This is a genomic window from Cytobacillus sp. (genome assembly GCF_964223445.1).
Lineage (GTDB): Bacteria > Bacillota > Bacilli > Bacillales > Cytobacillaceae > Cytobacillus.
In genome coordinates this window covers 19,428-41,085 of sequence record NZ_CAXQGS010000104.1, presented here as the reverse complement: position 1 = coordinate 41,085, position 21,658 = coordinate 19,428, and the positions used below count along the sequence as shown (strand labels likewise).

The 21,658-nt window shown below is 38.6% G+C and carries 23 protein-coding genes, 1 pseudogene and 1 other annotated feature; of the genes and pseudogenes, 13 read left to right on the top strand and 11 right to left on the bottom strand.

What is annotated here, in order from left to right:
- Positions 1-194 precede the first annotated feature (194 nt).
- The 6 genes from ACEQ1T_RS18785 to ACEQ1T_RS18760 all read right to left on the bottom strand — a co-directional run bounded on the left by ACEQ1T_RS18785 (position 195) and on the right by ACEQ1T_RS18760 (position 5,814).
- Entirely contained in the window at positions 195-554 is a 360-nt protein-coding gene (locus ACEQ1T_RS18785) for a cyclic-phosphate processing receiver domain-containing protein (RefSeq protein WP_370224203.1), read from the bottom strand.
- A 165-nt stretch (positions 555-719) separates the two neighbouring features.
- Complete coding sequence (locus ACEQ1T_RS18780) at positions 720-1,208, bottom strand: SRPBCC domain-containing protein (RefSeq protein ID WP_370224201.1); 489 nt, start codon at positions 1,206-1,208, stop codon at positions 720-722.
- 151 nt (positions 1,209-1,359) lie between these two features.
- Positions 1,360-2,559, bottom strand: coding sequence for a threonine--tRNA ligase (thrS, locus tag ACEQ1T_RS18775; protein ID WP_370224199.1), 1,200 nt, complete (start codon positions 2,557-2,559; stop codon positions 1,360-1,362).
- A gap of 626 nt (positions 2,560-3,185) precedes the next feature.
- The gene (locus tag ACEQ1T_RS18770) at positions 3,186-3,620 is read right to left on the bottom strand and encodes a YhgE/Pip family protein (protein WP_370224197.1); all 435 of its coding nucleotides are present in this window, start codon (positions 3,618-3,620) and stop codon (positions 3,186-3,188) included.
- The gene (locus ACEQ1T_RS18765) at positions 3,620-4,597 is read right to left on the bottom strand and encodes a YhgE/Pip domain-containing protein (protein ID WP_370224195.1); all 978 of its coding nucleotides are present in this window, start codon (positions 4,595-4,597) and stop codon (positions 3,620-3,622) included. Before ACEQ1T_RS18765 ends, ACEQ1T_RS18770 begins: the two co-directional genes overlap by 1 nt.
- Positions 4,598-4,887: 290 nt before the next feature.
- Positions 4,888-5,814 carry a nucleoside hydrolase gene (locus tag ACEQ1T_RS18760; protein WP_206845017.1) on the bottom strand — a complete coding sequence of 309 codons (927 nt, stop codon included), beginning with the start codon at positions 5,812-5,814 and terminating at the stop codon, positions 4,888-4,890.
- Positions 5,815-6,059: 245 nt separating this feature from the next.
- Here ACEQ1T_RS18760 and ACEQ1T_RS18755 point away from each other — a divergent pair, with 245 nt between their 5' ends.
- Positions 6,060-6,458, top strand: coding sequence for a cytidine deaminase (locus ACEQ1T_RS18755; RefSeq protein WP_206845013.1), 399 nt, complete (start codon positions 6,060-6,062; stop codon positions 6,456-6,458).
- Between the two features lie 63 nt (positions 6,459-6,521).
- Here ACEQ1T_RS18755 and ACEQ1T_RS18750 read toward each other — a convergent pair whose 3' ends face one another.
- The gene (locus ACEQ1T_RS18750; RefSeq protein WP_370224193.1) at positions 6,522-8,075 is read right to left on the bottom strand and encodes a diguanylate cyclase; all 1,554 of its coding nucleotides are present in this window, start codon (positions 8,073-8,075) and stop codon (positions 6,522-6,524) included.
- 308 nt (positions 8,076-8,383) lie between these two features.
- Here ACEQ1T_RS18750 and ACEQ1T_RS18745 point away from each other — a divergent pair, with 308 nt between their 5' ends.
- Positions 8,384-8,509 carry a hypothetical protein gene (locus ACEQ1T_RS18745; RefSeq protein WP_280516126.1) on the top strand — a complete coding sequence of 42 codons (126 nt, stop codon included), beginning with the start codon at positions 8,384-8,386 and terminating at the stop codon, positions 8,507-8,509.
- A 57-nt stretch (positions 8,510-8,566) separates the two neighbouring features.
- Here the strand turns inward: ACEQ1T_RS18745 and ACEQ1T_RS18740 are convergent, their stop codons facing one another.
- A complete protein-coding gene (locus tag ACEQ1T_RS18740; RefSeq protein WP_206845011.1) occupies positions 8,567-9,259 on the bottom strand; it encodes a helix-turn-helix transcriptional regulator in 693 nt (230 codons plus the stop codon).
- Positions 9,260-9,352: 93 nt separating this feature from the next.
- Between ACEQ1T_RS18740 and ACEQ1T_RS18735 the strand changes: the two genes are divergently transcribed.
- The 7 genes from ACEQ1T_RS18735 to ACEQ1T_RS18705 all read left to right on the top strand — a co-directional run bounded on the left by ACEQ1T_RS18735 (position 9,353) and on the right by ACEQ1T_RS18705 (position 15,222).
- Positions 9,353-9,967 carry a flavin reductase family protein gene (locus ACEQ1T_RS18735; RefSeq protein WP_206845010.1) on the top strand — a complete coding sequence of 205 codons (615 nt, stop codon included), beginning with the start codon at positions 9,353-9,355 and terminating at the stop codon, positions 9,965-9,967.
- Positions 9,968-10,156: 189 nt separating this feature from the next.
- Positions 10,157-11,605: an ATP-binding protein gene (locus tag ACEQ1T_RS18730; RefSeq protein ID WP_370224192.1), complete on the top strand. Its 1,449-nt coding sequence runs from the start codon at positions 10,157-10,159 to the stop codon at positions 11,603-11,605.
- The gene (locus tag ACEQ1T_RS18725) at positions 11,602-12,288 is read left to right on the top strand and encodes a response regulator transcription factor (RefSeq protein WP_370224191.1); all 687 of its coding nucleotides are present in this window, start codon (positions 11,602-11,604) and stop codon (positions 12,286-12,288) included. Before ACEQ1T_RS18730 ends, ACEQ1T_RS18725 begins: the two co-directional genes overlap by 4 nt.
- A gap of 193 nt (positions 12,289-12,481) precedes the next feature.
- Complete coding sequence (locus ACEQ1T_RS18720) at positions 12,482-13,189, top strand: ankyrin repeat domain-containing protein (protein ID WP_370224232.1); 708 nt, start codon at positions 12,482-12,484, stop codon at positions 13,187-13,189.
- Positions 13,190-13,238: 49 nt separating this feature from the next.
- Positions 13,239-14,204 (top strand): DUF4822 domain-containing protein, encoded by a 966-nt coding sequence (locus ACEQ1T_RS18715; RefSeq protein ID WP_370224188.1) that lies wholly within the window; start codon positions 13,239-13,241, stop codon positions 14,202-14,204.
- Positions 14,205-14,384: 180 nt separating this feature from the next.
- The gene (locus ACEQ1T_RS18710) at positions 14,385-14,582 is read left to right on the top strand and encodes a hypothetical protein (protein ID WP_370224187.1); all 198 of its coding nucleotides are present in this window, start codon (positions 14,385-14,387) and stop codon (positions 14,580-14,582) included.
- Between the two features lie 181 nt (positions 14,583-14,763).
- Positions 14,764-15,222, top strand: coding sequence for a DUF523 domain-containing protein (locus ACEQ1T_RS18705; protein ID WP_370224186.1), 459 nt, complete (start codon positions 14,764-14,766; stop codon positions 15,220-15,222).
- A 143-nt stretch (positions 15,223-15,365) separates the two neighbouring features.
- On the opposite strand, the gene ACEQ1T_RS18700 is transcribed toward ACEQ1T_RS18705, so the two are convergent.
- Together ACEQ1T_RS18700 and ACEQ1T_RS18695 are read right to left on the bottom strand one after the other, a co-directional pair.
- Positions 15,366-15,824 (bottom strand): DUF3291 domain-containing protein, encoded by a 459-nt coding sequence (locus tag ACEQ1T_RS18700; protein ID WP_312886300.1) that lies wholly within the window; start codon positions 15,822-15,824, stop codon positions 15,366-15,368.
- 153 nt (positions 15,825-15,977) lie between these two features.
- On the bottom strand, positions 15,978-16,394 hold the full coding sequence (locus ACEQ1T_RS18695) for a DUF1284 domain-containing protein (RefSeq protein WP_370224185.1): 417 nt from the start codon (positions 16,392-16,394) through the stop codon (positions 15,978-15,980).
- Between the two features lie 212 nt (positions 16,395-16,606).
- Positions 16,607-16,821 (top strand) — a binding site (T-box leader).
- A 55-nt stretch (positions 16,822-16,876) separates the two neighbouring features.
- Between ACEQ1T_RS18695 and proS the strand changes: the two genes are divergently transcribed.
- The 3 genes and pseudogenes from proS to ACEQ1T_RS18680 all read left to right on the top strand — a co-directional run bounded on the left by proS (position 16,877) and on the right by ACEQ1T_RS18680 (position 20,172).
- The gene (gene proS / locus ACEQ1T_RS18690; protein ID WP_370224183.1) at positions 16,877-18,313 is read left to right on the top strand and encodes a proline--tRNA ligase; all 1,437 of its coding nucleotides are present in this window, start codon (positions 16,877-16,879) and stop codon (positions 18,311-18,313) included.
- Positions 18,314-18,616: 303 nt separating this feature from the next.
- Positions 18,617-19,174, top strand: a complete 558-nt coding sequence (locus tag ACEQ1T_RS18685; protein WP_370224230.1) for a cysteine hydrolase family protein — start codon at positions 18,617-18,619, stop codon at positions 19,172-19,174.
- Positions 19,175-19,657: 483 nt separating this feature from the next.
- Positions 19,658-20,172, top strand: a pseudogene (locus ACEQ1T_RS18680) (GrpB family protein).
- Positions 20,173-20,235: 63 nt separating this feature from the next.
- On the opposite strand, the gene ACEQ1T_RS18675 reads toward ACEQ1T_RS18680, so the two are convergent.
- Positions 20,236-20,445 (bottom strand): hypothetical protein, encoded by a 210-nt coding sequence (locus tag ACEQ1T_RS18675; protein ID WP_370224181.1) that lies wholly within the window; start codon positions 20,443-20,445, stop codon positions 20,236-20,238.
- 437 nt (positions 20,446-20,882) lie between these two features.
- Between ACEQ1T_RS18675 and ACEQ1T_RS18670 the strand changes: the two genes are divergently transcribed.
- On the top strand, positions 20,883-21,539 hold the full coding sequence (locus ACEQ1T_RS18670; RefSeq protein ID WP_370224180.1) for a lysozyme inhibitor LprI family protein: 657 nt from the start codon (positions 20,883-20,885) through the stop codon (positions 21,537-21,539).
- The last annotated feature ends 119 nt before the right edge of the window (positions 21,540-21,658 follow it).

Here is a 21,658-nt window from a genome sequence, read left to right as displayed (position 1 = left end):
TTCAATAGTAAAGGAGGGATCTGAAAAAATAATGGAAACTCAAAAATCCGCTTTCAATTCCAGGCGGTTTTACTTTCACGCAGCTGGTTAAACAGGAAAATATAAAAAAAGAAAGCAGTTAATAAACTCTGCTCCCCATCGATAAAAAATTGACTGTGACCAAGTGGTGGGAATAAGTGTTAGTCGATGGAACTCTAATATTTGTGCAGGTAATTCGGCGGAATGGAATTTAGGGGCAGTGGCCTTAAGATTACTTTAATATCAGTGGGCATTTCAAAATCCTGCTGTGCTTGTTTTAAATAATGATACATAGCTTTCCCGCCTGCGGAATTGGCAGAGTGAACAGTTATGCGATCCGCAAATAACTGTTTTTGAACCATTAAATGAACAAGCATAAGACCATTTCTCGATTTACTTACTAAATCATGGTCTAAAGACAAGTGGTCAATTTCAAAGGTCTGAAGCAAATGGATACACTCATCAATGGTCTCAACTAATACATGACCATCAGGCGCTTTCCGATAATCATCCAGGAATACGCTTATTTTCTCCAATTTTATCCCCCTTTCGAAGGGGTGACTAAGAAAAGTCAAGTTGACCCTAAGGGTTTGATTCACCTTTCATTGTAACATACATATGTAAGTAAAGATACCGAAGAGGGATTAATTGGAAGAAAATTGACTACGGTTTTAAAAAAGAGTGTCCGCAGGTATTTGCTTTCAAGTCTGGCAGCAGAGGTTTCCTTCGCCCTTTTCAAGAGCTGATTTTAAACTGTCCAGTACACCTGACCAGGCCATTTGATGCCAATTAATTGCTTCAATCCAATCATCGTGACCTTTAAATCCCCTATGTTCAACTATCACCTTTGCTGAATTTTCATTGATTGCCTGAAAACTGACATGAACAGTTGTTAATTCATCCTCATTATTCATTAAATCCTCAAATTGGTCTGGGCCTTTCCATGTGAACTCAAGCTCATTTTCAGTAGTAAGCTTAGTGATTTTACATCCCTTCGTATTCATGCCCGTACTATTTCCGGGAATAAAATAAAGCTCATAAGTTCCGCCTTCCTTAGCTTCTACTTTCGCTTCAGGTGCAAACCATTCAGATACCCTATCAGAGATTGTCCAAGCGAGCCATACCAGATTGAGTGGTGAATTGATTGTTGTCTCATTAATAATGGCTTTCTCAATTGCAGTGGTTTTCAAAATAATCCCCCCAAGTGTAAAATTATTACATTTAAATAATAACATTATTTTGAAAATTAAGATATTGTTAACTGAAGAAAATTCGGAGAGATAGATTATTTGTAAAAGAGGAAAGCCCAAAAGGAATAAATTCCTTCTGAGCTTGAAAGATTTATCTGCCGCCGTTTGTTTCATTAATAAACCGCTCAATTACTTCCTCAATGCTCATCACACAGATATTTCCCTCTTTACGTTTTCTCAGTGACAGGGATTGCTGCTCCATTTCTTTATCACCAATCACCAGCATGTAGGGAACTTTCTGTTTTGCGGCTTCCCTGATCTTGAGTCCCATTTTCTCTGTTCTAAAGTCGGCTTCAGCACGGATGCCTGCTTCTTCCAATTGTGATTTCACATAGTCTGCATATTCAGCATGCGAGTCAGAGATTGGAATGATCTTTGCTTGAACGGGTGACAGCCACAGTGGGAAATCGCCTGCAAAATGTTCAATTAGAATAGCCATGAAACGTTCAACTGAACCAAAGATTGCCCTGTGAATCATAATGGGAAGGTGAAGTTTGTTATCTTCACCAACATATGCACAATTAAACTTTTGCGGCATTTGAAAATCAAGCTGGACAGTACCGCATTGCCAGCTTCTGCCGAGCAATTCCAATATATGGAAGTCAATTTTCGGCCCGTAAAACGCCCCATCACCAGGATTAATCTGATAGTTTACTCCTTTGTTTTTCAAAACAGATTCCAAAGCTCCTTCAGCACGTTCCCACATTTCTTGTGATCCCATGTATTCCTCCGGGCGTGTTGAAAGTTCAACTTTATAGTCAAAACCGAAATGGGAGTAGAACTCATCAATTAGGACAAGTATTTTATCAATCTCGGCTTCAATCTGATCAGCCATCACAAATAAATGGGCGTCATCTTGAGTGAACGACCGGACTCTTAACAGTCCATTCAAAGAACCTGAGAGTTCGTGTCTGTGGACTAATCCCAGCTCCGCATAGCGGAGAGGCAATTCCCGGTAGCTTCTCCGTTTGCTATTGAAAACCAATATCGCACCCGGGCAGTTCATGGGCTTTATCGCATAATTTTGCTCATCCACATTTGAGAAATACATATTTTCATGATAATGATCCCAATGGCCGGATTGTTCCCAAAGTTCCTGTTTCATCATAATCGGTGTCTTAATTTCCTGATAGCCTGCCCGCTGGTGTTTTCGTCTCCAATAACTTTCAAGTTCATTTCGCATCACCATTCCATTTGGCAGGAAAAAAGGCATTCCTGGGGCTTCCTCCATGGATGTGAAAAGCTCCAGCTCTTGACCTAACTTTCTATGATTTATTTTTTCTGCTTCCATTTCAATTCCTCCTGATTTTTAGTTATAAAAAAAGACCACACTCCTCCCAAACATAGGGACGAGTGTGGTCGTGGTGCCACCCTAATTCCATAAAGCAATCGAAAGACTGTTTTATGCTCAAAAAGATAACGGATTCCCCGATTATGGATACTCTGATATAGATCATTTCCCCATAATAGCTCCAAGGCGGTAAATCATTCCCTTTTCTTCAGGGCTTGCAGCCGGTGACCCTGATCTCTGGAAAGAAAATAAAGAATGATTCATGTCCTTATCAACGCTAATTATATAGTTTTAATTAAAATAAAAAGCCGCACTCATCCCTGCAAAAGGGACGAGTGCGGCCGTGGTTCCACCCTAATTCCATAAAGCATGCCGAAAGACTGCTTTATGCTTAAAAAGATAACGGATTCCCCGATTATGGATACTCTGGTATAGATCATTTCCCCATAATAGCTCCAAGGCGGTAAGTCATTCCCTTTTCTTCAGGGCTTGCAGCCAAATGGCCCTGATCTCTGGAAAGAAAACAAAGAAAGATTCGTATCCTTATCATAGCTCATATTAATATTTTTACTGATTTTATTACACATTTTGGAAAAGGTCAAGAGGGTTAATAAAACTTTTAGACTCTAATGAAACAACCCCGATTCCTTTGATTTTTTAATCAGCGCTTTTGTTTTTCTGCTTAATGGCTCTTTCAGGAAGGTTCCAATTAATAGTGCAATGAAACCGAATAGCGTCAGGACCAGAAGGTCTCTGTAAACTCTTTCCCAAACAATGCCTCCAACAGCTTCTCTCATTAAATCAATGGCATAAGAGAAGGGCAGGAAGGGGTGGATGGTTTGGAAAAATTCAGGAAGCAAGGCGGTCGGATAGGTTCCGCCAGCACCCGCAATCTGAAGCACCAGCAAGACAATCGCCATGGCTTTTCCTACATCGCCAAATACAGATACTAATGTATAAACAATTAATATAAACACTAAACTGCTTATCAGTCCAAACAGGATAAACCATACTGGTTCAGCTGCATCCACTCCGAGAATTAAGATATTCCCTATTGTCACTACGAGGGCAGCTGCTTTAGTGCTGTTCCGATAGTCTCAATATTCTGAAGTGAACCCGCTATCTGCTCTTTGATTTGATTGCTAATTTCCTTTCCCTGGTCCAGGTTCAAATCAGAGGATAGAACCGAAGAGATAAAATTGTTCACCTTTACAGCCATATTCTTGACCTTCTCCAGATTCTCCTGAATTTGGGGTTCCATTGCATTCAGACGATTCTCAGCCTCATTTATAAATTTCATCGTTTCATTAATGGTCTGCAGACCGCTGCCTGTTGCGCGTTTGGCATCAGGAATGAGTGCTTGTGCCTTATCAATCATTTTTTTTGCATTTTCCGCATCAGACAGGGAGCTGCTTAATAAGGAATGAATATCAGGAAGCTTTTCCTCTATCTGAAAAACATACTCTTCGAACCGCTTTATATCCGGGAGGTCTCTTTCAATCTCCAGACCCAATTCATTAAACTTCTCAAAAATAGTGCCGTTAACGGTTGAGATGAAATTGCTTGTAACCGTATCGACTATCCCGCCTGCACCTTTTTCTGTGATTTTAGGTGCAATGGCATTGACTTTTTCATTCACATAATACTCGATTTTCGCTTTTTCGGGCTGGTCTTCAATGACGGTTCCCAGCTTCTGGGAGAAATTATCCGGAATCACAATGACAGCAAAATAGTCGCCGTATTCCACCTTATCCATCGCGTCTTTACGGTTATCAAAGTGCCAGTCCATATCATCGTTCTTCTTTAATTCCTTGACGATGTCATCTCCAATATGTATTTCCTTATCACGAACCACTGCTCCGGCATCTTCATTCACGATTCCTACTGGAAGCTGATCCGTTTGACTATAGGGATCCCATGAAGCCTCGATGTTAAACCAGGCATATAAAGAAGGCAGTAACGTCAAGCCTCCGATTAATACTGCCGCAACCCAATTAGTAAAAATACTTCTAATATCCATTTTGTAAATTTTCCACATGCTGTTCAGTCCAATCTGCTTGTCTTCCTATAGATTTTGTGAATAATCCATTAAATATATTCAGGACCGCTGTTAACAACAATTTTATACCTTTAAAAAAACCGGGTAAAAACAGAAGGGGGAGGGAAATTCAATTAGGGGCTAAAGGAGCAGGCTCATTCGGACAAGAGGAGAAGAAACCTGAGCGAACGAGTCCGGACTTGGCGCTCCTTCAGACAGGGGGGAGCTGCGAGCGAACAAGTCCGATTTTTGGTGCTCATTCAGAAAGTTAAATGATCCAGCTTCCCTGCTTAAGAACTCATTACTTTTATAAAATCTTCAATAAATCCCTGATAATTAAAATCCAGAAAAATATTTTTATTCTTTTCAGAAGGCTTGGAACTGACTCTGAAATCAGCAATGGAAGTACCTCTTCCTTCATCCGCTGTTAGTATTTTCACATCTCTTCTAATAGAACGTCCCATTTCCGGGTTGACCATGAGGAAGAGAGTTACAACATCATGTAATGGAGCACCGTTAATTCCAGGAATAAGTTTTTTATAGGCTTCTATATAATATTCCATCACTTCATCCATAATTTGAATCACTGGATTGTCAGTCATTTCCTGAATCATTTTAATATGCTCCATTGTGATGATAGCTTTGTTCGTGACGTTAAGCGGAACTACATAGATGTTATCTAAATTTGCCAATACTAGCTGAGAAGAGATAGGGTCACCATAAAAATTGGCTTCTGCTGAGGGTGTTACATTACCAGGAACCAGAAAAGCCCCACCCATTATAAAAAATTCTTTAATGTTGTCTGAAATATTTTCCCCTAATATAAATAGTGCAGCTAATGAGGTATTTCTCCCCACATCTACTATAGTTACGTCCTGGTTCTCCCTTATAATGGTGTAGAGCTCCGAGAAATTGGTCAGTTCCCCTTTTGCATCCTCTGGAGGCCGTATAGGGCCCAATCCCTCCTCTCCATGAATTTCAGGATAGAACCTGGGAATTTCCCCTGATGAAGGGCTATTAGCTCCTCCGATAATAGGGATATCCGGTCTGCCGGCCAGTTTGAGCAAATAGGCGATGTTATCTGTTGCCTGTTCTTTTGTAACGTTCCCATAACTCGATACGATAGCTAGCACATTTATGCTTGGATTAAGAAGGGCATATATGATGGCAATGGAATCATCAATCCCTGGGTCAGCAAACAAAATGATGTTTTTCATTTTCTATTCCCCCAATACTAAATATCCATTTCTATAACATATCAAATAGGGAAGCGGGTTATGTCATTAAGGTGGTTAACTTTAGGTGAAAAAGCTGTCAGGGCAGGTCTGATAATATTTGCAGAGGCTTTCAACATGATATTGACAAACATTTCAAAAAAATATATGATAAAAATCCTGCCAATTTTACATTGGCCTAAGGGGACTGTGAAAAGTTCATTCTTCTTTGAAAAGGATGGGTAACTATGAATAAAGAGCAATTGATGGAAAGTGCACGCAGTATGAAGGAGAAAGCCTATGCTCCCTATTCCAAATTTCCGGTTGGAGCAGCATTATTGCTAAAAGACGGCACTGTCATTAATGGAGTGAATGTGGAAAATGTTTCGTTAGGTGCAACGAATTGTGCCGAGAGAACAGCTATTTTCACTGCAATTGCGAACGGTTACAAAAAAGGTGATTTTCAAGCTATTGCTGTAGCGGGCGATACGGCAGATTTTCTTCCGCCATGCAGCATCTGCAGACAAGTGTTAGCCGAGTTCTGTATGCCGGATATGCCAGTTTACTTAACGAATGAGAAAAAAGAAATCTTAGAATTGACATTAAAGGATTTATTGCCGTATGCATTTACGGATTTAGAGATGTAAAATAAATGGAGGGCAAGCTTTGAGAGATATTCATCAAAGCTTGCCCTCTTATTTTCTCGTGAACTAGTCTTCACCTGCAATAACCACTCTGTTTCTTCCCTCGTGCTTTGCCTTATATAACGCTTGGTCAGTTCTGTTCATTAATTCCGAAAAGCTGCCGGCTGCAGCGGGAAAGCTGCCGATTCCCATCGATACAGTGATTGGGTTTCCGGATGGGCTTGTGGTGCATTCAGTTGTTTTCCTTATCCGTTCTGCAACGATTTCGGTAATGTGAATACCGGTTTCGGGAAGGATAATTAAAAATTCTTCCCCGCCAATGCGGAAGCACAAATCACTTGCCCTCGTTTCCTTCTTAACCAATTCAGACAGAAATTTCAACACTTCATCTCCAACTTGATGCCCAAATTGGTCGTTTACAGCTTTAAAATGGTCAATATCAAATAAGATGATTGAGTATATATCAAAATCATTAATCTTTTTTTCTAAAAAGCGGCGATTATAGAAGCCAGTCAGCGGATCCAGATTCGATTCACTCTCCGCATCAGTCAGTTTTGTCTGATAAAAATCAACAGCTACTAATATAGCACGCTTCAATTCCTTTAACTCATAATACCAGCCGGGAATGTAGGGCGCAGGGCTCGATGGTTCTGTGGTAACCTGCTTTGCGTAAGAAGCTAAATTCCTGATGGGGTTCACTATTTTTTTCATCATGATCAGGGTCAGGACAAAAACAAACATCATAAATGGAATGGCTATCAGGGTAACTTGCTTGGCCATTTCCATGGCTGGCTTCATCACAGACTTTTTAGGAGTCTGGGATATAATTCCCCATTTACTTGTTGAGGTAGCAGAGGCATATCCGGCAAACATGGATATACCTTTGGTATTCGTGACTTCCTGATTTCCGTTCTTTCCTTCTAAAACTTGCTGTACAACTTTGTTTTCTTTCACATTATCGTTAATTCTATTTTTATCCGGGTGATATATAATATTTCCTTCAGAATCAACCACATACACATATGAATCGTTTTCATGCTTGGGATGCTGCCCCAGAACCTTGATCAGACTGTTTTCTTCATGTAAATAGATAGTTCCGGCAAGAAATCCCCCATATGATCCATTATCATCAAAAACAGGGACAGAAATAAGCATTATTAATTTTCCGGTCACACCTACATATGGCTTTGATATTAAAGGAACTTTCTTTTCCAGAGCTTCATTTGCACCGACACTGTTCAGTTTAGTCCCCTCTAAAGCCATATCAGGTGCAGATGCTGCAATACGACCAGTTTTGTCCACAAAAAATATAGAATTAAAAAAGGTAGTCGACTGCAAAATAAATTCTAACTCCTCATGGATTGCATGGGAATCTGCAGTCAAATAATCCTCATTTTTTGCTTCCATCGTCAGATTTTTAATCATATTTCCAAATAAAGAATCCGTTGTAGCTGCCAGTTTTTGAGCATAATATTGATTCTCTATTAAATAATTTTTCTCCAGGTTGTTCTTGCTTACCACTGCACTTGAAATGATACTTCCGGCTAAGGTGCCGAGCATAGCAAAAGCCAGTAAACTCAAAATAAGCCACTGGATGCTTAATCTAATAGGTTTTTTCATATCTCTTCACCAATAAAAAAAGTGCTATTTATAGTACAAATAACCTAATAGAATATACCATATGACTTTTGAGCCTCACAACATTCAATAAGCAGGATTTCCAGGGTGGAGATTGTGGAAGCAGCTCTTTTCTATAGAACTAGCGGGAGTAATAAGAAGGATTTTCCAATAATTTATAGAAATCATTTTCGGCAGAAGAATTTAAATATAAATTTATCAGAGCATGTAGTATAACACCTGCTTACTATGCAAGAGGGCCCATTCAGTGATTTTACGAGCAAGGTCTTCTTGTGTGAGGAGGTGATGACATGGAAGAAAAGGATAAAAATCAAGTGAATAAAAAAGCGACGTGGACAATTTGGGGTTTAGCATTTGGTGCAGGTGTGGGGGCAATATTGGGAATCGCAGCATACAATCAGCAGTGGCTGGGTTGAGTAAAGGGGTTTAAGAACGGGGGTTCCCACATCTAAAAGTGTAGGAACCATTTTATTTTATCTATCCATATCTATAGCAAATGTTTCCTTAAGTCCCTTCATTCCATGAGGGGTTATTTTGATGGCGCGGGTTTTAGGGATGCGCTGTATCCAATTTCGTTCCAGAAGTTTCTCCAGGATGGCATTCCCCAGTGCGCCTGCAAGATGATGGCGTCTTTCGCTCCAGTCCAGACATTTATGGGAAAAAGAGCGGCGCTTCTTTTTCAATGAGGTCAGGTCTATTTGCATGGAGTGAAAAAATGCTTTTCCATCTTCCGTAATATTAAATGTATCATCTTCTTCTGTAATAAATCCTTTTCTTTTTAACGATTCAGTTAGCTGCACACCTAAATTTCCAGCGAGATGATCATAGCACGTCCTGGCAAAGCGGATCGCTTTATCTTCAGAGGCATGTTTAAAAGATTTAATTTCTGCAGCAGGCGCAATAGATAGAAAGGATTCCATCACTTGGGCAACTTCTTGATTCATGATGCCATAATATCGGTGCCTTCCCTGTTTTTCTGCTGAAACCACTTGAGCATCCAGCATTTTTTTGAGATGAAAGCTGGCCGTTTGCGGTTTAATCCGGGCCATATGGGCCAGTTCATTTACAGTGTGATACCGGCCATCCAATAAGGCGGTTAGTATGGCTGCCCGACTTGGTTCACTGACCAAAGAAGCGACTTTTGCTACATTTGAATTCATATTCATATCTTATTCCTCCATGTAATCCATATTTCGATGATAATTGAAATATTTACCCCTTACAATGATATTCGTAAAAAAGTTCAGGAGGAAACTGCAATGAAAAAGGAAGAAAACCAAATAATCACCAAGTCGATTCAGCCTAAAATCTTATATTATGGAACTCCAGTGATATTGTTAACAACACTTAATGAAGATGGGACATCCAACATCAGCCCCTTATCCTCGTCATGGGCATTAGGGGAATGCATTGTCCTTGGAATCGGGGAAGGGGGAAAAGCATTGGATAACCTTCGCAGTCATCCTGAATGTGTTGTAAACGTTCCTCATCCTGGCCTTTGGGAGAATGTAGAAGCTTTAGCCCCGCTGACAGGCAAGAACCCATTACCGGAATATAAAAGGATCAATTCATTCCGTTTTGAAAAAGATAAATTCTCAGCAGCCTCCCTTACGAAGAAGGAAGCAGAAATTGTAAAGCCCTTTAGAATCCTGGAATGTCCACTTCAGATCGAGAGCAGGGTGGAGCACATTCGAGTTCCGGAACATGACTCTCACTTTGCCATTGTGGAAGTAACGGCATTAAAGGTCCATGCGCATACATCCATCCTTAAGGATGATCATCATGTGAACCCTCATGAATGGAGTCCCCTCATTTATAATTTCAGGCACTACTATGGACTGGGCGAACATCTTGGGAAAACATTTCGGGCATAGTTCTATGGAAATTAATCACTTTTGCTAACTGTTTAGAAATATTTCATACATATTTTAGAAAGTTTTAAGATTTATGTGATATAGTTCTTTTAATTTCTTAATCTGGATAATAGGTTTATAAAACTATCTTGAATGCTAAGAATAAGGTATGATCTGATGAAAATTTTTATAACAGAGTGAGTGAAACAGATGTCCATTAAAATGAGGTTTCTGCTGTCTTATATTGGAGTGATTCTTTTTTCAATCACTTTATTATTGGCAGCAGGTTTTTTAATTATTTTTGCCATAACAGGTGATGTAAGATCTATAGAGCATCTTTATAAAAAATCGTATATACAAAAACCTTTAACAACAGTTGAAGAAAGTGTGTTTCTCGATTTAAAGCTTTTTGCTAAGAATAATCCGAACCAGCTCCTTAATGAAAAGGAGCTCAAAAAGATTGAGCAGGAGGATATCGGGATAGTTGTTAGAAAGGGTACCAAAGTCGAGTACGCTTCCCCTGCTCTTAACAAGCAGGCATTGGTTAAATCTCTTCCGGGGTTTGAAGAAACAAACATTAACACGCGAGACACCATTAAACTCAACGACGATTTATTTACGTATGTGAAGTTTGATTTTTATTTTCCGGATAAGAGGGAAGGAAGTGTTTTCGTATTAAGAAAGGCCAGTTCCTCTGCTGAACTCATTCGAGAATTGTTCCCTATTTTATCCGGACTTTTACTGTTCCTGTTTATTATGATTATTGGTATATTGAATTTTTTAGTTTCACGAAGCATTATTAAACCTATCTCATTTCTTAAAGAAGGTGCCGAAAGAATTAAATCAGGAGATTTAAATTTTGAAATCAAGGCGACTTCAAATGATGAAATCGGACAGTTAAACAGGGCGTTTGAGGAAATGAGAATAAAGCTAAAAGAATCGATAAGCCTCCAGCTTCGGTACGAAGAAAATCGAAAAGAGCTTCTGACCAATATTTCTCATGATTTGAAGACACCTATCACTTCGATTATTGGATATGTAGAGGGGATTAAAGATGGTGTAGCCAATACCCCTCAGAAGATGGAAAAGTATTTGTCGACTGTGTACTTAAAAGCAATGGACATGGATTCATTAATTGATGAGCTGTTCCTATTTTCCAAGCTGGATTTAAAAAAAGAACCATTCCACTTTGAGACTATCGAACTGGATAAATATATGAAAGACTATGCAGAAGAACTTTATTTGGATTTACTTCAGCAAGGAATCCATATGGAGCTTCATCTTTTGAATAAACCAATCTGCGTGAAAGCGGATAGAGAGAAATTGAAACGAGTATTGGCCAACTTAATAAGCAATTGTGTTAAATATATGAACAAAGACAGGAAGAAGATTTCTATTTCTCTTCATGAACGATTAGGCGATGTAATTGTTAAAGTAGAAGATAATGGGCAAGGGATAGAACCCTCTGCCTTGCCAAATATTTTTGAACGTTTTTACCGTGCTGAACAATCAAGAAGTTCCGAGACAGGCGGAAGCGGCTTAGGACTTGCGATCGCGAAACAAATAATTTTGGAGCATAGAGGGGAAATCTGGGCTTCAAGCAAGATAGGTAAAGGTACAAGTATATTCTTTTCCCTAAAGAAAGGTGAAAAAATATGAAAAAAATATTGCTTATTGAAGATGACGTTAGTATTGCAGAATTGCAAAGAGATTATTTAGAAATAAATAAGTTTCGTGTCGATATTCAACATTCTGGTGATGAAGGACTCCAGCAGGCTCTTCAAGAGCACTATTATTTAATTATTTTAGACATCATGCTTCCAGGAGTAAATGGGTTTGAAATATGTAAACAGATACGCGCAGTTAAAAACATTCCTATCTTGTTTGTGTCAGCTAAAAAGGAGGATATCGATAAAATTCGGGGTCTCGGTTTAGGGGCGGACGATTATATTACCAAGCCTTTTAGTCCGAGTGAGCTGGTAGCCAGAGTGAAAGCACATCTTGAGCGATATGAGCGTTTAGCTGGAAAGCAAACTCAAACAAATACAATTTTCGTTCATGGAATATCAATTGATAAGTCAGCGCGCAAAGTTTATATTGACGGAGAAGAAACTCCGTTTACAACAAAGGAATTTGATTTATTAGTATTTCTTGTCATGCATCCAAATCAAGTATTGAGCAAAGAACAGCTTTATGAAAAGATTTGGGGGCTGGAGTCAGCTGCAGATGTTTCAACAGTCACCGTTCATATCAGAAAAATACGAGGGAAAATAGAAGGAGACCCTGCACAGCCGAAATTCTTGGAAACCGTTTGGGGAGCCGGTTATCGATTCAATGTTTAATTTATTTTATGTGTTTATTTAGACCCGTCACAAAGGTGGCGGTTATTTTTTTATAAATATGAAGAAAATTTAAGATTAAGTTTATCTTTCTTTAAGAATTTATTTAGAGGGAGTTTACATTTTGGTACTAACATAATAGAGGCAGTAACTAATCAGAGTCATTTTATTTAAAGAAGATAGGCAGGTGAAGCAGTTGCGGGGTTGGCTAACAATAGTGATTGGAGGCTTGATCCTCCTTCAAGGCTGTGTCTCGGATAATAATGCAGATACAAAAACACAGGAAAAAGAGGTAAGGGAAGATATGGATATGAGTGAATTATTGCTTCAAGCTGCAGAGCGCAGAGAAACAGAAACAATAAAGAGATTGATAGAGGAAGGTGCTGGTCTAAATAAGAAGGACTCAGACGGACGAACTGCTGCAATGATTGCAGCTTACAATAATGATGTCGAAACCGCTAAAGTCATGATTAAAGCGGGGGCAGACGTCAACATTCAGGATAACATGAAAAACAACCCTTTCTTATATGCCGGTGCAGAAGGGTATGTTGAGATTCTAAAGCTTACGATCGAAGCAGGTGCTGATCCGGCGATAGTGAACCGTTATGGTGGAACTGCATTGATTCCTGCTTCCGAACATGGCCATATAGATGCCATCAAGGAGCTTCTGTCCAAGACAGATATTGATGTAAATCATGTAAATGATCTCGGCTGGACAGCTTTATTGGAAGCAATTATTTTGAATGATGGAAATGTAATACAGCAGCAAACTGTGCAATTGCTAATCGACCACGGGGCGGATGTGAATATTCCGGATGGAAATAATGTAACTCCTCTGCAGCATGCACGTGAGAAAGGATTTAAAGAGATTGAACGTATTTTGTTAACAGCAGGAGCAAAATAGGCCTGTAATTATTAAGACCCACCAAAAATGAGAATGAGGTGTCATAAAAATGAACAAAAAGGCAAAAGCAATAACATCAATCCTTCTTGGATTTACATTAGTAGCAACGGGGTGCAGCGCTGGTGCAAACGCCCAGGAAAATCATAGTAAGCAGAAGCAGGAACAAGCGGTTAAAGAGACTAAAAAGAATCAATTAACCAAGGGACAGGAAATGGCTAACATTCTCAGCAGCACAAATTGGCAAGGTACAAGAGTGTATGACAAAAATAAGAACGACTTAACAAAAGAGAATGCAAACTTCATTGGTCTTGCGAAATATGATGTGAAATCAGGAAGATATGAATTTTTCGATGTGGAGACGCGCGAAAGCCGCGGCGATAAGGGAACGTTCTTTATCACCAACGATGGGAAGAAGAGAATATTAATTTCAGAAACAATGAATTATCAAGCTGTTGTTGAAATGACAAAACTAAATAAAGATATTTTTACTTATAAAAGAATGGGAAAAGATGCTAATGGCAACGACGTAGAGGTATTCGTTGAACATGTTCCATATAAAGAAAATGAGCTTTCTTTTACTGATCCGGACAAGCAGCTGGATGCTGTTACGGGAGATATTGTTAAAGACATAGATGGAGATAAAATTTTAGGCAGCACCCTCTGGAACGGAACAAAGGTATTAGATGAAGACGGCAATGATGTAACAAAGTATAATACGATGTTTATAAGTCTGGCAAAATTTGATGACAAGACTAATAAATATGAATTTTTCAATCTTGAAACAGGTGAATCCCGCGGTGATTTTGGCTACTTTGATATTGTGAACGAAAATAAAATAAGAGCCCATGTTTCAATTGGAGCTAATAAGTATGGTGCAGCGCTTGAACTTACCGAACTTAATAAGAATAAATTTACGTATAAAAGAACGGGTAAAGACAAAGATGGCAAAGATATAACGGTGTTTGTTGAACATGAACCTTATAAGGGTGATTTTAAACCGAAATTCACTAAATAATAAACATCAAAAAGGAATGGATTTTCCGTTCCTTTTTGTTTACTTTAAACATAAACTTTTCTTATTGGAAACCATTAGTATGTTTAAGAAAAAGCATACCAATGCAATGAAAGAAGGAAATACTAAAGAAGAAATGAATGAAATTAAAGATAGATATAAATAGATTTAATGGGGGATGCTATGTCAAAGTATATTAGTATTTTTTTCTTATTTGCAATCGTAAGTGTCTTACTCTTTTTTATATTTGGTTCAGTATTCATGGGTGGAGGCAACCCGGCAGTAGAAGCGGTTTATATATTTGGAACAATAGTTGTATTACTGCTATCGTTTATAACATCACAGCTTTTCTATTTAATAGATTTGTTTAAGAACCGGTAATTCCCTGTCTTTATGACTATACAAATATATTGAAGAAAAGTATCATTTTTTGGGGAGTATGCTGAGGAGAGTTGCTATGTGTATATAGTTAATAAGACAATCAATGCAATAAAGTCCGATCGGTTAGATAATCATGGATTCTTTTAACTGGAAGAATAACTATTAGATTGAGGTGTCATGAATGATATTAGTCAGTTCTTGTTTAGCAGGGTTGGAAGTGAGATATAACGGCACTCATTGCTTAAATCAAAAGATCCGTCAAATGCTGGACCAGAAGCAGGCAATCACTGTTTGTCCTGAGGTGCTTGGAGGTTTTTCAACACCAAGAGAACCTGCTGAAATAATAGATGGTGATGGAGCAGATGTTCTTGATGGCAAAGCTAAGGTAATTGAAAAATCAGGCAGAGATGTTACGGATTTGTACATAAAAGGAGCCTATATTACGCTAAGAAAAGCCCAAGAACTGCAAGTTACCACAGTGGTGCTAAAAGAGTATAGCCCCTCCTGTGGAAGTTCAATGATTTATAACGGCGAGTTTAAGGGCAACAAAATACCTGGAGATGGAGTTACGTCTGCCTTGCTTAAAAGGAATGGCATTAACGTAGTATCAGAAGAATGTTTGGCTGATTTACTTGGATGACGGAGCTCCTGGTTAGTTCCGATTACTATATTGCTGTCTTTAATGTTTAAGTTGAAAGCCTGAACCATTCTCATGCTTTGCTAAAATGCAGGCAGAGTCTAAACGGCTGAAGCAGGTTATGCTGAGCAAAAGATTTGGCCTAGTTATTTAACCAAGACCGGCTTGCCAAGTTCATCAAATGCATGCTTAAAGTCAAATGCGAAAGAAGCAGGCCCATGCTGGATATAAAAATCATATCTTTTGAAAGCTTCCTTCCAGGATACATCCGATAACATATCTGTCCACCAAACCACATAGTTTGGCTGTCTCTCTGGAAGAGGCCCAAACCACTTATTCCTGTCCAGCAATGCCTGCCTATGAAGGCCAGAATAAGTAAACTGATATAAAGACTGAAGGTTTTTCCATACTGTTAAGGTGAGAATGGGGGTACCCTCTCCTTTAATCGTTTCTTCAGGGAACTTCGCTCTATTTGGTGAGAATTCTTTTATGAGGTGCCCGGTTTTAGCAGCCTCTCGCATGACTTCATTTCCCGCTTCAAAAAACTCCCTGGAGGCAGGGTGTTCTTCTGAATGCTTCAGCCGTCCAACCGTCAAAATAGCCACAAATGCCAAGTTAATTCCTCCATTATCTTTTTTACCTACATATATTCTATAAGGACTGGACCAATACCTGGGAGACGGGATAATAATTTAATGGCTGTTGCCAGATATACAGTTCTCAAGCAAGTTTAAGAATGGGCATTTAAAATTGTAAGGTTATTTTACTTCCCTTAATCCTTTCCCTGAAAGAATATCCTGAATACCTTCCTCACAAACGCCATATGAACGCCAGGAACACGTTTCGCAAACAGTTTGTATATCTGAGGGAAGTGCATACTTTTGGATGCTCGACTCAATGTCCTTCCAATACAGGATTTGCCCAATTTTAAGTCCCAGTTTTTCTAAAATAATGGCATCTCTTGCGTAAATATCGTCGTGTTCACAGTGGTATTCACCTGAGTTGGGATACTTTTCACACAGCTGATCTGGCCCTTTTACAAGCTGTACCCATGTCCTGGGATTGTCTCTCAAGGCTTGATGCAAACGTGTCATATTTTCCACGTATTCCTGGGAATAGCCCATTCCCCGATATCCCAGTAGGCAAAAAAGATGATGGCCCCGAAGCTTATACATAAAATCACCCCAATTTAACTTTTATGTTTGAATGTTAACTAAATATAAACATAGTTAACATACTTGTTTATCATAACATTTAAAATTGGTCAGCTGAGGGTCTTTTTAGCTAACCTGGTTTACAGCCTTTCGGGGCAGGCTGTTTAAAATGGAAAATAAACTCCTGTAAATATTGAATTGCCTTTGACAAGTTGATATATTAACTTATATATATGGAATCAATGATGTGATCAAGTAAATAAGGATTGTGAAACAGAAAATATAGCCTGGGCTGAAAGCTATATCACCTCTCCTTATTGAACCCTGCCACGGAGATGTTAGTAAAGCTAACCGGGTCGTTTCGTTACAAACGTACAGAGGACTTTATATTGTGATTAAAGTCGAACTAAGGTGGTACCACGTCTATTAGCGTAAAGACGTCCTTTTGATGGACTCTTTATGCTTTTTTTATTTTTTAAATCACTTTTCAGGAGGAAGAGAAGATGTCTCAAAAACCAAACCACTTTACAAAATGGTATCTTGATACAATTCAAAAAGCTGAATTATTTGATTACACCCCAGTTCGCGGCTGTATTGCCTTTAAGCCGGATGGATATGAAATATGGGAACATATTCAGGCAGAAATGGATAAGCGGTTCAAAGAAACCGGTCACCGCAATGCATATTTCCCTATGTTAATTCCAGAAGCCTTTTTTCAAAAGGAGAAGGATCACATTGAAGGGTTCTCACCAGAACTTCCGTGGGTAACAGAAGCTGCCGGAGAGAAACTGGAGGAACGTCTGGCACTGCGTCCAACTTCTGAAACCATGATCGGACATTTGTATTCAGATTGGATTAAGAGTTATCGGGATTTGCCATTATTAATCAATCAATGGGCAAATGTATTCCGCTGGGAGAAGAAAACTCTTCCATTTATCCGCACTTCTGAATTTTTATGGCAGGAAGGCCATACGGCTCATGTGGATGAAGAAGATGCGCGTAAGGAAACCATGCAAATGCTGGCCATTTATAAAGAAGTTGTAGAAGGATTACTTGCGATTCCGGTTTATGATGGACAAAAGACACCATCAGAACGCTTTGCCGGTGCGATTGATACTTTTTCCATTGAAGCGATGATGAAAGATGGAAAAGCTGTGCAGGCAGGTACCTCACACTACTTAGGTACAAAATTTGCGGAAGCTTTCGATATCAAATATTTGAATAAAGAAAATAAACATACCTATGTCCATACTACATCCTGGGGTACGTCTACACGGTTAATTGGCTCCGTCATCATGGTTCATGGAGATGAGCAAGGTCTTGTGCTGCCTCCAAAAATAGCACCGACTCAAGTTGTGCTGATTCCAGTCGGGCCATGGAAAAAGAACCCTGCCATTATGGAGAAGCTGGACGAAATCTTTGCCGCACTAAAGGCAGAAGGAATTCGTGTCCGTCTTGATGATTCAGATCAATCACCAGGCTATAAATTTAATGAGTGGGAACTAAAAGGCGTACCTGTGCGAATTGAACTTGGCCCGCGTGATTTAGACCAAAATCATGGCTTGATGAAAGCACGTGATCTAGACGAGAAAGTTTCCGTACCATTAGAATCCATTGTAGACAGCATTAAAAAAGAGCTTGAAACCATGCAGAATCGTCTATTCGAAAAAGCAAAAGCATTCCGCTCGGAGAATTCGCACACACATATCGATACAATGGAACAGTTAGAAAAGCACATAGCAGAATCCGAATTAAATGACACCATTCCTGGCTGGATTTTAGCTGGCTGGTGCGGAGAAGACGCCTGTGAAGAAAGTGTAAAAGAAAAAACAAAATTCACAACAAGGAACATACCGTTCAACCCTCCGGCAACTAAGCACACATGCATCCATTGTGGTAAAGAAGCGAAGCATACGGTTTGGTTTGCGCGAGCGTATTAAACTGAGAATGTGAAATATAACTTGATCTTTCAGGGTCAATTATTTTAAGGTCCGCCTCACTCAGGCGGCCTTTTTTTATGAACGTCCAGGTTTCACAGTAAAGCATTTAAAAAAGTAACGTTAACATATTTTATTAAACTGATTAGTATGTTAAAATCTAAAATGTCTAAAAATTTAGATAACGTTCTTGGACAATGTTTTAATTTAGGAGGCAGATATTATGACAAACAAATATATTGGCGTGAAAATACTAAGAGGAACAGGACTAAAATAATTTTAAAGGTATTGAAAGGGGAAAATCATTTGAATCAAACCTTATTAATTATTGATGCCCAACAAGAGTTAATTGATGGGAATCTGGAAGAAAGTAAAGTTTTTAATAAAGAGCAGCTTATTGGGAATATCAATTTAGTGATTGAAAAAGCAAAGCAATGCAGTGTTCCAGTTGTATTTGTTAGGGATATAGATGTTGCTGAAGGGAAAGGCAAGGGATTTCAGGTTCACGAAGAAATTAATGTGCCTGAGGAGACAAAGTTTTTTGATAAAGCTGCAACGAATTCTTTTCATGGAACAGGACTGCTGGATCACCTAAAATCTCAAAAGGTGAAGCATGTTGTTATAATGGGGTGTAAAACCCAGCACTGTATAGACAGTGCAGTTAGAACCGCAACTATTAGTGGGTTTGATGTCACATTAGTAGGTGATGGACATTCAACAACGGACAGCGATGCCTTAAGTGCAGAACAAATTATCAAGCATCATAATGATACTCTTCATGGCCATTACAATGTGGAACATTTTTCAGTTGTCAGAAATGCTGGGGAAGACTTGTTTCATCCTATACATGATTCATATAGGTAAATTGAAATTATAGTATAGCATTAGATTCCCAATTTCCTCTAAGAAATTGGGATATTTTATTTGTGAAAGATACATATTCATGATAGGTCGTTTTTTTTAAACATTATTTTAAAGAAAATTCCGGAAAAACATATCGTGATGCTGTACAGGAAAAAAGAAACAAGGATCCGTCGTATAAGAATCAACTAGTCTCTCAATTTGAATATAATCAGTTCAGTTCACCAGAGATTACTTTGCGGACGCAATAAACAAAGGCAGTAATCGAGAAGAAGCCATTAAAGCCTGGAATGAATTAAAAAAACTGCCAGGAAGCAACAAATACAGAGGATGATTTACATAAAATAGGTTTGAAGTTAATCAATTAATTTTTGTTAATGCAGGATGGAGTTTGATTGGCAGGGATTGGTGTGGTTGAAAAGATTTGGGGCAATAACTAATTGGGGATAGATTACCTAATGGAAGTTTCATAAGGGAGGTATCCAAATGAAGATCCGGCTTACTAAATTTAGCGACAATTGGGCACACATGTTTCAAAAAGAGGCTCAATTTCTAAAAACTATCTTTGAAGATGACATTATAAAATGTGAACATTTTGGCAGCACTTCGGTCCGGGGGATGAAGGCAAAGCCTGTAATCGATATGATGTGTATTGTGAAAGACATCAAGAAGATAGATGAATTTAATGAAAAAATGAAAAACCTGGGATATGAGGCTGCTGGTGAATGGGGAATTACAGGCAGAAGATTATTTCGAAAAGGCGGAGAAACCCGATCTCTCATTTGCATTTCTATCAATTCGATAACCCCCAAATAGAACGGCACCTTGTATTAAGGGATTATCTGCGGTCCCATCCTGCTGAAGCAGCAAGGTACACTAAATTTAAGGAAGAATTAGCAAAAAGGTTTGATGACACGAGTGAGTATAGCCAAGCAAAAAATACATTTGTGAAGGAAATGGAGCAGAAGGCACTTGCTTGGTTTGCGGAAGAAGAAAATTAAATGTAGAGGAATAGCAATATGATCTCATTTCTTCACAAATATGCCATTAGGTTAAAAGGATTTTTAATCACAGCCAATGTGCTTAACAAACTTTTGGTATGCTTTTGCAGTAATCATTGAAATCAAATAAATGCTTATGAAAGAAGCAACAGATACGAAGAGTATATATATTGCTGTATAAGGTATTGGATTATCCATATTGAAAAAGGCAAATATAGTTATTAACAATGAAAGTCCTATTGCTTTTGCGGTGTGTTTATTTTGGGTGCTCATAAAATCCTCCTTTCGATTAAGCTCAATAACTGCCTGTTAGTTAAATAATATATATCTATATATTAACATATAATTCCATAAATTTTCTTTGGAAGGATTTATCTTTAAAATACCGAATAAAATTAGAAAGTCTTATATTTAGGAGAATACTATGGGGTATGTAATGGAGTTTAGAAAGGTAGTTGGAAGCCGCCAGATCGTAAAATGATTAAGGATTATATTAATTCCATATAGAAAGGAGTTCCCAGGAGGAGCTCTTTTTTCTTCGCTGAAAAACAGGGGTTTTGGGATAATTTTCTATATGGAACATGGTAAGATTAAGTTGGAAGGAGTGAGCGCAGAAAAAATAATTTTTGAATGTTTGATGATACTGAAGGTTATATTCAAAAATTGAAAAGTATAAATTTCGTTCATAAATATTAAAAGGAAGTTTGAAAATGCAAAAAAACAAGAAGTTTTTGGCAGTATTGCTAATAGTAGCATTGTCAGGTGTACTGACTGCTTGTGCAGACTCATTTGAAGAGTCGAGCAGCCAGCCAGCTAGCAACAGCTCCGCTCAAGATAAAGATGGCGGCTCAATGGATAAGGATTCTGCAGATTCAGAGGGGAAGGAAGCAAAAAACTCTTCTGGCAGCAGTGATACCACACAGCTCAGTGAACAAGAAGATACAGACAATTCATCCGCAGTCTCAAATGATGGAGAGTCAGCTGAGTCAGGCAATGATCAAAGTGAAAATCTTGAAAGTAATAAAGATGAATATCTCAAGAAACTAAACAAAATGGAAGAAGCGGACAAATACGCAGAAGCCAAGACAACCACGGCAGAATTGGTGGAACAAGAGGCGGAAAGATATAGAACTTGGGATGAGGAATTAAACAAAATTTATGGTCTGTTAGAAGAGCAGCTTGATAAAGGACAGATGGACCAACTAAGAGAAGATCAGCGGAACTGGATCCAACAAAGAGATGAAACTGCGAAAAAGTCTTCTCTAAAATACAAAGGCGGATCGATGGAGCCATTGGAATATGTAGCTACACAAGCAAGTCTTACAAGAGAGAGGTGTTATTTGTTAGTTGCAAAGTATATGAAGTAAGTCAACACTGACGAGTTTGTTGATTCTTCAATTTGAACTAAAATAATGAGTGAAAGAGCTGTAGATCCAATTGGGAATGGCAGCTCTTTTTCTTCTTCGACAGACGGTGCAGTGTAATG